This window comes from Micromonospora sp. WMMD1274, assembly GCF_049179035.1.
Taxonomy (GTDB): domain Bacteria; phylum Actinomycetota; class Actinomycetes; order Mycobacteriales; family Micromonosporaceae; genus Micromonospora; species Micromonospora tulbaghiae.
This window is the reverse complement of sequence record NZ_JBMHMG010000001.1, coordinates 2,791,363-2,806,007: the sequence shown is the minus strand read 5'-3', so window position 1 is coordinate 2,806,007 and position 14,645 is coordinate 2,791,363. Positions and strand designations below refer to the sequence as shown.

The 14,645-nt window shown below is 71.5% G+C and carries 14 protein-coding genes; 4 read left to right on the top strand and 10 right to left on the bottom strand.

The annotated features are described in order from the left end of the window. Positions 1–147: 147 nt before the first annotated feature. Positions 148–1,008, bottom strand: coding sequence for an Fpg/Nei family DNA glycosylase (locus ACN27D_RS12895; RefSeq protein WP_047890506.1), 861 nt, complete (start codon positions 1,006–1,008; stop codon positions 148–150). A gap of 136 nt (positions 1,009–1,144) precedes the next feature. On the opposite strand from ACN27D_RS12895, the gene ACN27D_RS12890 reads away from it, so the two are divergent. The 3 genes from ACN27D_RS12890 (at position 1,145) to ACN27D_RS12880 (ending at position 3,134) form a co-directional block, all read left to right on the top strand. Beyond that, positions 1,145–2,395 (top strand): glycosyltransferase, encoded by a 1,251-nt coding sequence (locus ACN27D_RS12890; protein WP_421499176.1) that lies wholly within the window; start codon positions 1,145–1,147, stop codon positions 2,393–2,395. A gap of 65 nt (positions 2,396–2,460) precedes the next feature. Continuing rightward, positions 2,461–2,745, top strand: a complete 285-nt coding sequence (locus ACN27D_RS12885; protein ID WP_421499175.1) for a type II toxin-antitoxin system Phd/YefM family antitoxin — start codon at positions 2,461–2,463, stop codon at positions 2,743–2,745. Next, positions 2,742–3,134 (top strand): type II toxin-antitoxin system VapC family toxin, encoded by a 393-nt coding sequence (locus ACN27D_RS12880; RefSeq protein ID WP_396881870.1) that lies wholly within the window; start codon positions 2,742–2,744, stop codon positions 3,132–3,134. The genes ACN27D_RS12885 and ACN27D_RS12880 overlap by 4 nt, the downstream gene beginning before the upstream one ends. Positions 3,135–3,145: 11 nt before the next feature. On the opposite strand, the gene ACN27D_RS12875 is transcribed toward ACN27D_RS12880, so the two are convergent. The 4 genes from ACN27D_RS12875 to ACN27D_RS12860 all read right to left on the bottom strand — a co-directional run bounded on the left by ACN27D_RS12875 (position 3,146) and on the right by ACN27D_RS12860 (position 6,155). Next, positions 3,146–3,868: a CDP-alcohol phosphatidyltransferase family protein gene (locus tag ACN27D_RS12875; protein WP_421499174.1), complete on the bottom strand. Its 723-nt coding sequence runs from the start codon at positions 3,866–3,868 to the stop codon at positions 3,146–3,148. Next, the gene (locus tag ACN27D_RS12870; RefSeq protein ID WP_355508560.1) at positions 3,843–4,910 is read right to left on the bottom strand and encodes an iron-containing alcohol dehydrogenase family protein; all 1,068 of its coding nucleotides are present in this window, start codon (positions 4,908–4,910) and stop codon (positions 3,843–3,845) included. The genes ACN27D_RS12875 and ACN27D_RS12870 overlap by 26 nt, the downstream gene beginning before the upstream one ends. Continuing rightward, complete coding sequence (locus ACN27D_RS12865; protein WP_421501139.1) at positions 4,898–5,629, bottom strand: sugar phosphate nucleotidyltransferase; 732 nt, start codon at positions 5,627–5,629, stop codon at positions 4,898–4,900. The genes ACN27D_RS12870 and ACN27D_RS12865 overlap by 13 nt, the downstream gene beginning before the upstream one ends. 70 nt (positions 5,630–5,699) lie before the next feature. Next, positions 5,700–6,155, bottom strand: a complete 456-nt coding sequence (locus tag ACN27D_RS12860) for an NUDIX domain-containing protein (RefSeq protein WP_357829493.1) — start codon at positions 6,153–6,155, stop codon at positions 5,700–5,702. Between the two features lie 112 nt (positions 6,156–6,267). Between ACN27D_RS12860 and ACN27D_RS12855 the strand changes: the two genes are divergently transcribed. Further along, positions 6,268–6,660, top strand: coding sequence for a cyclic nucleotide-binding/CBS domain-containing protein (locus ACN27D_RS12855; RefSeq protein WP_013289279.1), 393 nt, complete (start codon positions 6,268–6,270; stop codon positions 6,658–6,660). A gap of 98 nt (positions 6,661–6,758) precedes the next feature. On the opposite strand, the gene ACN27D_RS12850 is transcribed toward ACN27D_RS12855, so the two are convergent. From ACN27D_RS12850 to ACN27D_RS12830, 5 genes are all read right to left on the bottom strand, one after another. Further along, on the bottom strand, positions 6,759–9,815 hold the full coding sequence (locus ACN27D_RS12850; protein WP_421499173.1) for a malectin domain-containing carbohydrate-binding protein: 3,057 nt from the start codon (positions 9,813–9,815) through the stop codon (positions 6,759–6,761). Between the two features lie 245 nt (positions 9,816–10,060). Further along, the gene (locus ACN27D_RS12845) at positions 10,061–11,080 is read right to left on the bottom strand and encodes a glycoside hydrolase family 26 protein (RefSeq protein WP_121683232.1); all 1,020 of its coding nucleotides are present in this window, start codon (positions 11,078–11,080) and stop codon (positions 10,061–10,063) included. A 144-nt stretch (positions 11,081–11,224) separates the two neighbouring features. Continuing rightward, positions 11,225–12,157, bottom strand: coding sequence for a sulfotransferase family protein (locus ACN27D_RS12840; protein ID WP_393159187.1), 933 nt, complete (start codon positions 12,155–12,157; stop codon positions 11,225–11,227). Between the two features lie 28 nt (positions 12,158–12,185). After that, entirely contained in the window at positions 12,186–13,799 is a 1,614-nt protein-coding gene (locus ACN27D_RS12835) for a polysaccharide biosynthesis C-terminal domain-containing protein (RefSeq protein ID WP_120572599.1), read from the bottom strand. Then, positions 13,766–14,629, bottom strand: a complete 864-nt coding sequence (locus tag ACN27D_RS12830) for a sulfotransferase family protein (RefSeq protein WP_013289274.1) — start codon at positions 14,627–14,629, stop codon at positions 13,766–13,768. Before ACN27D_RS12830 ends, ACN27D_RS12835 begins: the two co-directional genes overlap by 34 nt. Positions 14,630–14,645: the final 16 nt, after the last annotated feature.

Below are 14,645 nucleotides of genomic sequence, written 5' to 3'. Positions count from 1 at the left end.
GCTCGGTGAGATCTGGCCGGCTCCGAATCAGTTGTGAAGCCGGGGACCGAGCCACTATACCGATGGATGACGGCTCGGGTAGAGGGGCGGACCGGACCTTCGGTGATCGCGGGTCGATTCCGCTCGGTAACCGGCGAATGCCATTACTCACCGTACGAGGCGGGACAACCTTCGGTCAGCCAGCGGCTTCCCGCCGGTCTGACAGGTGGGGCAGTACTGGAGGCTCGAATCGGCGAACGAGACCTCCCGCACGGTGTCGCCACAGACCGGACACGGCAGTCCCTTGCGGGCGTGCACCTTCAGGCCCGAACGCTTCTCGCCCTTCAGCTCCGCGGCCCGCTGCCCCATCGACCGGCGTACCGCGTCGCCGAGGACCGTGCGTGTCGCCGCGTGCAGACCGGCGAGCTGGTCGTCGGTGAGCCGGTCGGTGATCGCGAACGGCGAGAGCCGCGCCGCGTGCAGGATCTCGTCCGAGTACGCGTTCCCCACCCCGGCGAGCACCGCCTGGTCGGTCAGCACACCCTTCACCTGACCCCGGCGGCTGCGCAGCCGCTCGGCGAATGTGGGCAGGTCCGCCTCCAGCGCGTCCGGCCCGAGCTTCGCCACGCCCGGCACCTGCGCCGGGTCGGTGACCAGGTAGGCGGCCAGCTTCTTCTGGGTGCCGGCCTCGGTCAGGTCGAAGCCGGAACCGTCGTCGAGGCGTACCCGCACCGCGATCGGGCCCTTGCCGGGCCGCAGCGGGGTCGCCGACGGGAACGCCTCCCGGTAGTGCAGCCAGCCCGCCCGGGCCAGGTGGACCACCAGGTGCAGTCCCTCGTCGAACCGTACGTCCAGGAACTTGCCGTACCGGCCGGCGCCGGTGACCGCACGGCCGGCGACCGCGCTCGGCGGCGGATCGTACGTCTTCAGCGCGCTGATCGCGGCGACCTCGAACCGCTCGACGCGGCGGCCCACCGCACGCTCGCGCAGGTAACCGGCGAGCGCTTCCACCTCCGGAAGTTCGGGCACGGTACAACGGTAGCCTTCTTTCCCGTGAGCGCGAGGAATGAGCTTGCGAGTCCCATGCGCGAGCGCGAGGAGTGAGCTTGCGAGCCCCGCAGCCGCGAGCAGAGATCGGCACAGTCGCGAACGAAAGGCGAGCTCTGTGAGAATCGTGGTGGCGCACAACCGGTACCGGGAAGCCCAGCCCTCCGGCGAGAACACGATCGTCGACGCGGAGATCGCCCAGCTCACCGCCGCCGGCGTGGAGGTGCTGCCGTTCCTGCGCAGCTCGGACGAGATCCCGGCGATGTCCAAACCGGCCAAGGCGCTGCTGCCGATCTCGCCGATCTGGGCCCCGAAGGCCCAGCACGACCTCGACCGCCTGCTCACCGAGCACCGGCCGGACGTGTTGCACCTGCACAACCCGTACCCCCTGCTCTCGCCCTGGGTGGTGCGGACCGCGCACAAGCGCGGTGTGCCGGTGGTGCAGACCGTGCACAACTACCGGCAGGTCTGCTCCTCGGGCCTCTACTTCCGCGACGGCGTGATCTGCCAGGACTGCCGGGGGCGGACGCTGGGCGTACCGGCGATCGTGCACCGCTGCTACCGCAACTCCCGGGCGCAGAGCGCGCTGATGGCGACCACGCTCGCCGTGCACCGCCCCACCTGGAAGTCGGTGGACCGGTACATCGCGCTCACCACGGCTGTGGCTGATCATCTGCGCGACTACGGCATCCCGGACGAGCGGATCGTGGTCAAGCCGAACGCGGTACCCGACCCGGGCACCCCGGCGCCGGCCGGGAACGGCTTCCTCTTCATGGGCCGGCTCAGCCCCGAGAAGGGCCTGGACCTGCTGCTCTCGGCGTGGCGGCGGCACCCGGTGGGCGCGCTCGGCCGGCTGCGAATCGCCGGTGACGGCGAGCTGCGTCCGCTCGCCGAGGCGGCCGCCGCGGAACGCCCCGACGTGCTCTACCTGGGCCAGCTCGACCGCCCCGGGGTACGCGCGGCGCTGGCCGACAGCTCCGTGGTGCTGGCCACCTCCACCTGGCACGACGTGCTGCCCACGGTGATCATTGAGGCGCTGGCGGCCGGGCGGCCGGTGCTCGGGACCGCACTCGGCGGCATCCCGTACCTGGTGGGCGCGGACGGCCCGCGTGAGCCCGCCGGCACCGGCCCGGCCGAGGTGGCCACCGCGTCGCCGGGCGACGGGCGGGTCGCGTTGCCCTCCGGCGTGCGGCGCGGCGAGGCCGGCTGGGTGGTGGCGCCGGAGGCCGACGCGCTGGCGGCGGCACTGCCGCTGGCCGCCGCCGAGGCGACCGCGCTGGCCGGAGCGGCCCGGTCCCGCTACGAGCGCACCTTCCACCCCGACGTGATCACCATGCGCCTGATCGACATCTACGCCTCGCTCACCTGAGTGTCGGTCGGTGAGGCCTACTTGTAAGTACAATCGGGCTGTTGTCGGCACAAGGGAGGTGCGTGGTGAGCACCGTGTCCGTGCGCGAGTTCTCCTACAACCCCAGCGCGATGTTCGCCCGCGTGGAACAGGGCGAGACGATCGAGGTCACGCGGCACGGCAGCGTGATCGCCGTGCTGCTGCCGGGTTCGGGGACGCTGGGCAGGTACGCGACCCTGGTGGCGAGAGGGGTGATCCGCCTCAAGGCGACCACCACGAGCGACATCGACCGGCTGCCTCGCTACGACGTGCCGCCCGACGTGTCGCCCCTTGAGCTGCTGTTGGCCGACCGCGAGGACGACGAGCGGTGATCTACCTGGACTCGTCCGCGCTGATCACTCTGATCGCCGGCCGTACCTACGTCACGGAACTTCAGGAATTCCTGGCGAGCCGGGCGGGCATGCCGATGGGAACCAGCTCAGTCGGATTCGTCGAGACGGTACGCACCCTCGACCGGATCGGCGACTACCCGGACGCCATGCAGATGCTGGTACGGAACTTCACCGAGATCCTGGTGACCGAGGAGGTCCGTGATTCGGCGGCTGCCCTGCCCGCCGGCATCCGGACGCTGGACGCGCTACACGTGGCGAGTGCCCAGGCCCTCGGAGATGCGCTCGACACGCTCGTCACATACGACAAGCGGATGTCGGACATCGCCGTCTCGGTGGGCTTACCGGTCGCGGCTCCCGGCACCGACTAGGTCTCCTGCACTCAGCGCAGAGAGGCGCGGGCGGAGAACGCGATGCTCGCCAGCAGGAAGCCGCCGTTGACCACAGTGAACGCGACCATCAGCCAGAACGCCAGCGTGGGCGCGAACGCCAGCACCAGGCCGGCCACGAAGATCACCGCGCCGTAGTCGCGGACCAGCTTGACCAGGCGTACCGGGAGCGAGGTCGAGGTGACCATGCTCGCCGCGTTCGGCCCGGACTGCATCACCGAGGTCACCAGGTTGACCATCCAGGTGCCCGCGAACACCGCCACCAGCCAGACCGGCGTGGACGGGCGCTGCGCCACGGCTGTCGCGCCGATGGCGGCCACCAGCGCGATCTGGGCGGCCACGTCGCAGAGCACGTCGATCCGGGCGCCGGCCGCGCTGCCCTGACCGGTCACCCGGGCGAGCTGCCCGTCGGCGCAGTCCAGCGCGTACGCGATCTGCCAGGCGACCAGGGCGACCAGCCCGACCACCCAGGCCGGGACGGTGCCGGCGGCCACGTCGTCGGCGAGCGCCACCACTGTGACCGAGGCGGCCAGCCCCAGCACCAGGTTGGTCAGCGTCAGCGCGGTCGGGCGCAGCCCCAGGCGCTGGGCGGCAAGCGCGAAGGCCGCCCCGATCCACTGGCTGATCGACTCGCTGAACAGGCCACCTCCCCGGTTGACCCGGTGGAAGTCGGCGACGGTGGGACGGGGCTCAGCCAATGTGGTCGCGGAGGGCACCGGCGTAGTCTGCCAGCCGCTCCCGCGTCTCGGTAGCCGACATCGCGAGGTGTTCGAGGATGGTGTAGCGGTCCGGCCGGGTGGCCGGTGCGAACTGCACCGCCTCCACGAACTGGTCGTCGGTCAGCTCGACCTCGGCGGGCAGGCGGGGCAGCCCGTGCCGGGTCAGGCAGGCCGTCATCTCGGCGAACCGGCGCTCGTCGCCGCGCAGGTACGTGCAGAACAGCGCGCCGAGCCCGGCCAGTTCGCCGTGCGAGGCGGTGCCGGGGAACAGCGCGTCGATCGCGTGCATGATCTCGTGGCAGCCGCCGCTGGAGGGGCGGCTGGTTCCGCAGACGGCCATGGCCAACCCACTGGAGATCAACGCCTCGGCCAGGACGGTCACGAACGCGTCGTCGCTCATGTCGCCCGGGTGGTTCAGCACCGCCTCCGCGCCGGCCCGGGCCAGTGAGGCGGCCAGCCCGTCGACCGGCTCACCGCGTACCCGCCGGGCCAGTTCCCAGTCCGCCAGCGCGCTGATGTTGCTGATCACGTCGCCGATGCCGGCCCGGTTGTGCCGCTCCGGCCCGGCCTCCACGAAGTCCAGGTCCACGATCACCGCGATCGGGATGTGCACGCCGTAGGAGCCCTTCAGGCCCTCGGTGATCAGGCTGGCGACCGGGGAGGCGATGCCGTCGTTCGCCAGCGCGGTCGCCACCGTCACCATCGGCAGGCCACGGCGGGTCGCCGCGTACTTGGCCACGTCGATGGTCTTGCCGCCGCCGATGCCGACCACCGCGTCGTACGACCGGGTGCGCAGCTTCGCCCCCAGGTCGTCGGCGGCGTCGAGCGTGCCGCCGGCAACCGTGAAGACGTCGGCCGAGCGCAGCGACGGCCGGATCAGTTCGGCGATCCGCTCGCCCTGCCCCGGCCCGACCACCACGGCGACGTCGCCACCGGCGGAGATCCGCCCGTCGGAGAGGATCGCCGCCAGGTCGGCCACCGCGCCCCGCCGCACGTCAATGTGCAGCGGGGTGAGGACGCTGCGGGCTAGTAGCGGCACGCGATCTCCCGCGCCCGGGCCAGATCGGCGTGGTTGTCGACCTCGACCCAGGAGACGTCACCGATCGGGGCCGCCCGCACCTCGCCACCGCGCTCGGCGAACTCCTGGTAGCCGTCCTCGTAGTAGAGGTTCGGGTCCCGCCGCCAGGTCGTCTCCAGCGCGGCGGCCAGCGCGTCGGCCACCTGCGGCTCGATCAGCGTCGCGCCGATGTACTCGCCGTACGCCTCGCCCGGGTCCATCAGCTTGGTGATCCGGGTGAGCTGGCCGGCGGCGTCGAAGGTGGTCTTCATCTCCTCCTCGGCCAGCGGCTTGAGCGTGTCGACGGCGAGCAGGATGCCGGGGCCACGCTCGGCCAGCAGCGTCTTCTCCACGCTCACCGGGTGCACGGTGTCGCCGTTGACGAGCAGCACGCCCCGGGAGAAGTGCTCACGCGCCAGCCAGAGCGAGTACGCGTTGTTCCACTCCTCGGCCTTGTCGTTGTGGACAAGGGTGAGCGTGACGCCGTACTTCTCCTCCAGGGCCGCCTGGCGCTGCCGTACCGCGTCGGCCGCGTAGCCGACCACGATCACGACCTCGTTCAGCCCCACCTCGGCGAGGTTGCGCAGCGCGATGTCGAGGATGGTGGTCTCCCCGTCGACCGGCACCAGGGCCTTGGGCAGGGTGTCGGTGTACGGCCGCAGCCGGCGCCCCGCTCCCGCGGCGAGCACCATCCCGATCATGCCGACACGCTCCTCTTCTCGACCCGATTCCACCCGGCGAGGATATCGCCGGGCACCGAGCCGCAGTGGTTCAGCCCGTCAGCCCGATCGAGCGCAGCGCGGCGAAGCCGTCCTCAGCGATCCGCCGGATCAGCCCGTCGTTGACGTCCCGGTGCTCGTCGAGCAGCGCGATGTCACGTTCGGCCAGCCAGCGGAACTCGGTGTGCTTGCCGGCTTCGAGCCGGGGCCGGCTCAGGTCGCCGTCCACCCGGATCAGGAAGTCGGTCTCCACCCGGGTCAGCCCGTCGTCGGCGGTGTACCGGTATTCGCCGACCAGGCCGAGCACGTGCGACACGGCCCAGCCGGTCTCCTCGGTGACCTCCCGGCGCAGCGCGTCGTCGATCTCCTCGCCCGGTTCGAGGTGGCCGCCGACGATGTCCCAGCAGTTCGGGAAGAGGCGTCGCTCGGGGGATCGGCGTTGGATGAAGATGCGGCCGTCGTCGTCGACGATCAGCGCGCCGGCGCAGCGGAGGGGCTCGGTGGGCACCCTCCGACAGTAGCCATCCGGGCCGTCTCCGGCGATGCCCGTTCTTGTCCCGGTACGCATCGATGGCCCACCATGTCCGTACTCAGTCGCCGTCCCACAGGGGTGATGTGTGATGCAGGTACGGGAAGCGATGTCCAGCGAGGTACTCGTGGTCGGGCCGGAGCACACGCTCCGGCAGGCGGCCCGGATGATGTCGGCCCGCGGTGTCGGGTCGGCGGTCGTGATCGACCCGGACTCCGAGGGGGTCGGGATCATGACCGAACGCGATGTGCTGAAGGCGATCGGAGCCGGGCTCGACCCGGATGTCGAGCGCACCGGAGCACACCTGACCTGGGACGTCGTCTACGCCGGCCCGGACTGGACGGTCGAGGAGGCGGCCGCGGCGATGGCCCGCGGCGGGTTCCGTCACCTGGTCGTGCTCGACGGCCGGGAGGTGGCGGGAGTGATCTCGGTACGGGACCTGATGCGGGTCTGGGCGGGAGAGCACGCGCCGACCCGTACCTGACCGGCCCCGGCGCGACCGGCGCCGGGAAAGGGCGATGGCCCGGCCGATATCGGCCGGGCCATCGTCGTCATGCGTTCCGTTTCGGTCGTGCCCGCCCGTCAGGGGCCGACGAAGACCGAGGTGCCGCGCCAGTCCACGTCGTCGACGCCCGGACCGCTGCGCACCGTGGCGGAGCCGGTCGGCACGCCGTCCGACCACGCCATCGAGGACAGGTTGCCGGTGCTCCGGGAGACGACGTAGAGCTTGTCGCCGTCCAGGAACAGGCCGCCCGCGTCGGCGAAGGCGGTGGTGCCGGTGACCGTGTTGCGCTCGGCGCCGACGATGCCGGTGTCCGGCGCGAACCCGCGCCAGAACAGCGTGCTCTGACCGGCCAGCGAGTAGTAGATCCGGCCGCTCTTGTAGAACATCGCGGTCACGTTCGGCAGCTCCGCGGCGAAGTTGCCGGTCATGCCGGCGTACGTGGAGCCCTCCGGCGCGGAGCCGGTGACGACCGTGTCCCACTTGGCGTCGTGGTACGGGTCGAGCTTCTTGGCGGTGCCGAACTCGCTGCCGTCGAACGACCGCTTGTAGAGGTCGCCGCCGACGCCGTAGAACAGGTCACCACCGACCCAGAACGCGCCCTTGATCTTCGACCAGCCGGTGTTGTCGCCGTTCGACACCGACATCGCGTTGCCGACCGAGGTCGCACCGTCATACGTGCGCTTGGTGATGCTGTCGACGGTGGTGGCCGGCGGCACCGGGGGCAGCTTGACGATCTCGATGCCCTGCACCAGCGGGTTCTCCAGGACGCGACCGAAGTCGATGTCGATGTTGCCGTCACTGGTGATCGGGAACGCGCGCATGGTGCCCCGGTTGGTGGCGCCGATCGCGGCGATCGGGTCGAAGTTGCTCAGCTTGACCACGCCGTCGATGGTCACGTTGAACTTGCGCTTGCCGGCGGTGGCGGTGCCGGCCCAGCGGTTCGCCAGGTAGAGACGCACCTGCACCGGCGTGCCGGCCGGGACCGGGAAGTCCCACTGCATGTCCGGCGCGGGCGACTCGTCCCACCGCTCCGCGTTGAACAGCTCGACCGGCGTGCCCGACGGCACCGTGCCGTCGACCGAGGCGTTCGTGGTGTAGCTGGTCACCTGGTTGCCGGCGTTGTGGTAGGTGCTCGGCGCGGCGGCGGTGTCCGCTGCCCAGGCCGGGCCGCTCGGCGCCGCCAGCTGGTCGCCACCCGCGTTGACCCGGTAGAGCACGTCCGAGGCGTCCGGCGTGGGCGCGGTCTTGACGATCTCGATGCCGTGCAGCAGCGGGTTCTGGAGCACCCGGCCGAAGTCGATGTCGACCACGCCGTCGCTGACCACCGAGATGGACTGCATGGTGCCGCGGTCGGTCCCGCCGGCCGCGACGACCGGGTCGAAGTCGTTCAGCTTGAGCACACCGTCGACGCTGACGTCGAACTTGCGGGCGCCCGGCTTGCTCGTGCCGGACCAGCGGTTGCCCATGTAGATCCGGACGTCGACCCGGGTGCCGGCCGCGACCGGGATGTCCCACTGCATGTCCGGCGCGGTCGCCTCGTCCCACCGCTCCGTGTTGAACAGCGTGGCCGGCGTGCTCGCCGGCACGGTGGCGTCGAACGTCGCGTTCGTGGTGTAGCTGGTGACCTGGTTGCCCGTGTTGTGGTACGGGCTGGGCTCGGTGGCGCTGTCGGCGGCCCAGTCCGGCCCGCCGTCGGTGGCCGGGATGGCCGGACCACCGGCGTTGACCCGGTAGAGCACCTCGGTCTGCGCCGCGCGGCCGGCCTGGTAGACGTTGCCCGGCAGACCCTTCGTGCTGGTCGAGTGCGGGGCGTTGCCGCCGTCCAGCGGGAAGAAGGCGAGCCGCTTGCGCTGGTAGTCGAAGTTGCCGATGTACTCCTGGTCGCTGCCCATCCAGAGGCCCTCCGGGGTCACCAGCATCTCGGTGACGCCGTAGCCGCGCGGGTGGCGGCCCGGGTTCCAGGACAGCGGCAGGCCGCTCACCGGGTCGAGCGCCGCGATGCTGGCCCGCGGCACCGCGCCCGGTCCGGCCTTGTCGCGGGCGAGCGGGTTGTTCGACCAGCGGAAGTGACCGCCGACGTAGATGGCCTTCTCGCTGATGCCGACGGAGAGGAACGTGTCGCCGCCGGAGAAGTTCGTCCAGGTCGGCTTCTGGCCGTCGCCGGTGGCGTCGGTCTCCCAGCGGGCCGCGGAGTCGCAGAGCGTGCCGGGGTACGACGCGCCGGTGGTGACCACCACGAAGTACTTGCTGTCCGGCGAGAACTGGATGTCGCGCACCCACGAGTCGAACGCGGCGTACTTGCAGGCCGCGGAGTAGCTGTCGGTGTTCCAGTCGGCGATCGTGGCCGAGCTCGCGCCCAGGTTGATCCGCACGATCTGGTCGTGCACCACGTCGTCGGCCTTCTTGAAGTTGCCGATCACCACGAGGTGCTTGCCGTCCGGCGAGACGGTGAACTTCTCCACGCCGACACCGGCCGAGGCCCCGTTGTTGGTCGGGGTCCAGTTGTGGTGCTCGGTGAGCGACACGGTGAGGTAGTCGTCCACCGCGCCGGTGGTCGGGTTCAGCGAGGCCAGCCCGTTGCGGTTGGTCGTCGCGGTGACAGTGGTGAAGATGCCGCCGACCAGCAGGTGGCCGTCGACGAGCGCGATGTCGTTCACGGTGCCGTTGAACGCCGGGCCCTTGAACCCGTCGACGGGGGTGCCGTCCGCGACGTTCAGCAGCGCCAGCTTGCGGAAGTTCTTGTCGCCGACCTTGTTGAACTTGCCGGCGACGTAGACCGTGCCCGGGGTCGGGCCGGCGATGATCGCGGTGACGTCACCGTCGAGCACCGGCGCGAACGCGTTGTCGATCTTGCCGGTCGCCTTGTCGAAGGCGAGCAGTCCGCGGCGGTCGACCGGGGTGGGTGAGGAACCCCGGTTCTGCGCGTTGGTGAACGAGCCGCCGACGATCACCTTGCTGCCGGCGTCGTGGATGGCCACGACGTTGCCGTCGTTGATGTTCGGCGTCTTGTCCGAGGGCACCTCGCCGACCATCGTGCTGTGGTCGGGCGCGGGTGCCGTGGCCGGCGCGGCGAGCGCCGGCACCGGTGTGAACAAGGTGGCGATGCCGAGCACGGCAGCGCCGAAGGCGGACACCGAGCGGTGTCTCAGGATCGAGGAAGCCACAGGCTACTCCGGGGGGAAACGTCGGAGGCGCTGCGATCGTGGTCGGTGCCGACATGAGGCGGGGCGTCACTCGACCGACCGCAGACGTGAGAGCAATACCTTCTCGCATTCGGCCGTCGCCCGTCCACCCGGGTTCGGCCTTTTTGGCCGAGGAAACGCCCCGGGTCACACGAAAAGACGAGCGACGATCACCTGGTGGATACGGAGGGTGGTGCTCAGGGAACACTCAGGTCCGGCATCGGCGGTTGGAAGTACGGATCGGTCGCCATCTCCCGGAAGACCTGCTCGCTCTCCGGGTCGTTGCCGAACGTGCTGTCGTAGATGGGTTTCGCCGTCTGCCGGGCGGCGAAGTAGACAGCCGCCTTGATCTGCGGGTGCTTCTTCAGGTACGGCCCGACCTCGCGCATCCAGTCGGCCCGCTGCCCCGGCCGCCCGTCCTGGGTCAGGCCGTACTCGCCGATGATGACCGGCCGCGGATGCTTCTTGGCGAACGCCATGAAGTGGTCCATCCGGTTGGAGAAGCTGTTCCACTCCGGGCTGGGGTAGACGTCGGCGCAGAGCCAGTCGACCTGGTCGTCGCCGGGATAGTAGGCGGCGGCCCGCCGCTCCGGCTCGGCGAACCCGTCGGCGTGCGGGCACCACACCCAGCCCGCGTTGGTGACGCCCATCTCGGTGAAGATGCCGCGGACGTGCTTCCACGCGGCGACGTAGTCCTCCGGCGAGTGCATGCTCGCAGCCAGGTTGGGCCGGTCCATCTCCCACCGGTAGCGCAGCAGCACCGGGACGCCGAACTCCTTGACGTCCTTCGCGCGCTCCCGGATCAGCGAGTCGTAGACGCCGCTGACGGTGGACCGGGTGTCGGTGCCCTGCCACGAGATCATCTGGAGCTTGCCCTGTGCCTGGAACGCCCGCTCGGTGGCGCCCGGGAACGGCTCGTTCCACTCGTGGAACATGTGCGCGATGGCGAGCTGGCCGCCGGCCGCCCGGTTGAAGTCGTCGAACGCCTTCGCCCGCCCGCTGGCGTTGTGGAACTGCGGCTTGACCCAGGTGCCGAGCCAGGCCCCCTTCTCGGGCGGCTCCGGCCCGCGTCCGGTGGTGCGGACCGGAGCGGTCCGCGGTGTCACAGTCGGCGGAGGCGGCGCGGACGCCGTGCTCGTCTCGTCGGACCGCTCGGAGCCGATGTCACAGGCCGCCACCGCCGGTGCCAGCAAGGCCAGGCCCAGCACGGCAGCCATCGTCAGTCGTAACCGTCGTACCACCGCAACCTCTCCCCAGGACGGTCGCCGGCCACGGTATGGGGGCCCTGACGAATCCGCGTGGGCGGAGAGGCACGCCGGGCCTGGCGGGCGACCCCTGGCACTCTACCTGTGACGCGCCGCTCAGGCGGGGTAGCCGAGTTGCGTCAGCAGCGGCCCGGCCTGAGCCATCACGTCGGCCAGATCCTTTTCGGTCAGTCGCTGCCGCCAGCGCCCCACCGAACCCGGCCGCGCCTTGGCGAAGCGGGCGTGCAGCGCCTCCCGCCCGGCCGGGTCACGGACCTCCAGGAAGTCGGCCACCACGTCGGCCGCCTCGGCCGGGCGGGTGACGACGTCCTCGTAGCGCAGGTGCCGCACCCGGTCCGCGGGCAGCTCGGCGAGCTGGGTGAGCGCGCTGCTGGTGAACCGCCGCCACATCCAGGCCGACCGGCCCAGGTCGGAGACCTGCGTGAACTCGTCGCGCCGCTCCGGCTCCACCCAGAACCGGGGCGCGGCGCCCCACGGTGTACCGCCCCGGCCGCTGCGGCCGCTACCAGTGGACGCCGCGTTCAGCCAGGGCTGCTCGGCGTGCGACACCGCCACGTCCCGCCCGTCCCGGTAGACGTGCAGGAAGACCGCGTCCGGGAAGACCTCGGTCAGGAACGGCACGATGAAGCAGTTCTCCGGGTCCTTCTCGGCGAAACGCAGGCCGCCGTGCCCGGACGCGGCGAGCAGCGCCCCGTAGTAGCCCCGGAAGTAGCGGGCGGCCCGCTGCGGCGTCCAGCTTCCCTCGTAGACACAGCGGGCGACGGCCTTGGTCAGGCGCGGTTCGAAGTGGTACGACACGTCCGGCAGCGCGCCGACGCAACTGCCGAGGAACGTGGTGCCGGAGCGCGGGGCGCCGAGGATGAAGATCGGCCGCTCCACCTTCAGGGTGAGCCGGCGGCTGCCCCCCTCCACCGGCCGTTCCAGCTCGCGGCGTTCCTTGCGGTCCGCGAGCAGGCCGACTGCGGCGAGCTTCGCGGCCTTCACGGTGGACAGGCCGGAGTGCGGGGCGAGGGGGGAGTCGCTTGTCATCGAAGGTCCCATCGGTGCGCAGGATCGGTCAGGACTGGGCGGCCGGGTCCGCCCCGGCCCGGTTGCGGCCGCGGCGCAGGGCGCGCAGCGCGTCGAGGTGCAGGGTGCGCCGCCAGCGCCAGACACCCGCCGCGTACGCGGCCAGCCCGGCGGCGGTCACCAGCGCGAGCACCAGCGGACCGGCGCCGAGCAGGGTCGCCGCGCCGAGCGGCAGGCCCAGCGCGACCACCGCCAGCGCCATCGCGGCCCGGGTGCCGGCGCCGAACGGGTGCAGCCGCATCGACCACCAGAGCTGGGTCAGCGGCACCAGGTTGGTGACCAGGATGGAGACGGTCCAGGCCAGGGCCGCGCCGAGGATGCCGTAACGCGGGATGAGCACCAGGTTGCCGACCACGTTGAGCACGGTGCCGGTCATCGCGTTGTAGAACGTCCACGCGGTGCGCCCGGCCATGTTGAGCACCATGTCGACCATGCCGCAGCCGGTGGCCAGCAGCATGGTCAGCGCCAGCAGCACCACGACCCGGCGGCCGTCGCCGTACCCGGATCCGAACAGCGCCAGCATCGGCGTGGCGAACGCCGCGAAGATCAGGTACGCGGGCCAGGAGAGCAGCACGAGCCAGCCGGTGGCGGCCTGGTAGAGCTGGCGCGCCTCGGCCCGGTCGTCGCGGGCGAACGCGGCGGCCAGCCGGTGCTGCACCGAGCTGGACAGCGCGACGCTGGAGAGCTGACCCAGCGCCAGGAACCGGGTCGCGGCCGTGTAGATCGCCGCGTCCGCCGGCCCGCGCAACGCGCTGAGCAGCACGATGTCCAGCCGCTGCACCACGATCGCGGCCAGGCTGCTGACCGCGCGCGGCCCGGTGAACCGCCAGAACGGCCCGGCCAGCTCGCGCGCCGGCACCGGCCGGGTCACCTGCCGCCCGGCCCGGCCGACGAGCCGGCTCAGCCAGAACAGCGCGACCACCGCGGCGATCAGGTACGGCACCACCCAGGCTAGCGGCAACGCGACGGTGGCGGACAGGCCGAGCCAGGCGGCGACCGCCACACCCAGGAACTGCACGAGCGTGCGGCCGAGCCGCTCCACTGTCAGCAGCGGGCGCATCTGGCCGAAGCCGCGGCAGGCGGCGAGCGCGTAGTCGTTGAGCGCGGCCAGCGGCACGAACGCGAGCAGGATGCGCAACGCGGTGACCGCCTCCGGCCCGGCCTCCGGCATGGTGGCCCGGGCCAGCGCCGGTGCGGCCAGCCAGCCGGCCAGCCCGAGCAGCGTGCCGACCACCAGCACCGGCAGCAACCCGACCAGGATCGTGCCCCGGATCTGGTCGCGGCGGTCGAGCGTGCGCTGGCGGCTGACGAAGTAGACGGTGCCGACGTCGGTGCCGAGCCGCGCCGCCGACGCGGCGATCATGAACGCGCTGGTGGCCGCGAAGAACATGCCCGCCTCGCGGACCGACCAGCCCCGGGCGATGACGATGTTCAGGCCGAAGCCGGCCACCGCGGCCAGCCCGACCCCGACCAGGTTGGCGAAGCCCTGCCGGGCCGCGCCGCCCAGCCCCGCGCCCGGCCCGGGGGGCGGTGCGGTGAGCGTCGGGGTGCCGCCGGCGTCCGGCCGGGTCACCGCCGCCACGACGGCACGCGTCCCCACCACGTCGCCAGCCGCTCGTCGTACGGGGCGAAGTGGTCCTCCAGCCGGGTGCGCAGCTCCGCCGACATGGGCGAACGGGAGCGCGAGTTGTGCTTGCCGAAGGCGATGTCCGCCCAGCGGGGCAGCCCGAGGAAGTCGCAGACCGCGTCGAAGGAGGGACGCGGGTCGGCGAAGAAGTCGTCGCTGTCGATGACGTGCATGCGGTCCCGGCCGACGAGCGCCTCCAGGCGCTCCAGCTGCTCGATGTAACGGCCCCGGGCCAGGTACGCGTTGTGCTGGAGGTGCTCGCTGGCGTACGACGCGGAGCTGATCATCCGCTCCCGTTCGCCCGCCGTCCGGGACTCCTCCAGCGCGAGCGCCCGCTCGAAGTCCGTCTCGGTCTCGTAGCCGCGGGCCAGCTCGTGCGAGTGCGCGGAGTAGGCCCGCTCCACCGGGTCGCGCAGCAGCACCAGCAGCTTCACCGAGGGCAGGTCACGGGCGATCCGCTGCCCGGCCAGCGGGTGGAACATGTAGTACGGGCTGGACTCGCCGGTGATGCCGCGTACTCCGATCTGGGCCTTCACCGCCTCGGCCTTGCCGGTGGTGGGGAAGTGCCCGAGGTACCAGCTCATCCCCCGGTGGTAGTCCATGTCGAAGTAGTGCACGCCCTTGTGGTACGCGGGCGGCAGCACACCGGGATGCTGCGAGAGCGTCTTGAACAGCGAGGTGGTGCCGCAGCGCTGCGCCCCCACGATCAGGAATCCCGGCACCATCCGCGAACCGGCGGTCAAGCGGCCGACCGTCCGGCTCACCGACTTCACCGCGCGGAGCGCCTGCTCCTTGGCCAGCGTCACGTCCCCACTCCTCACT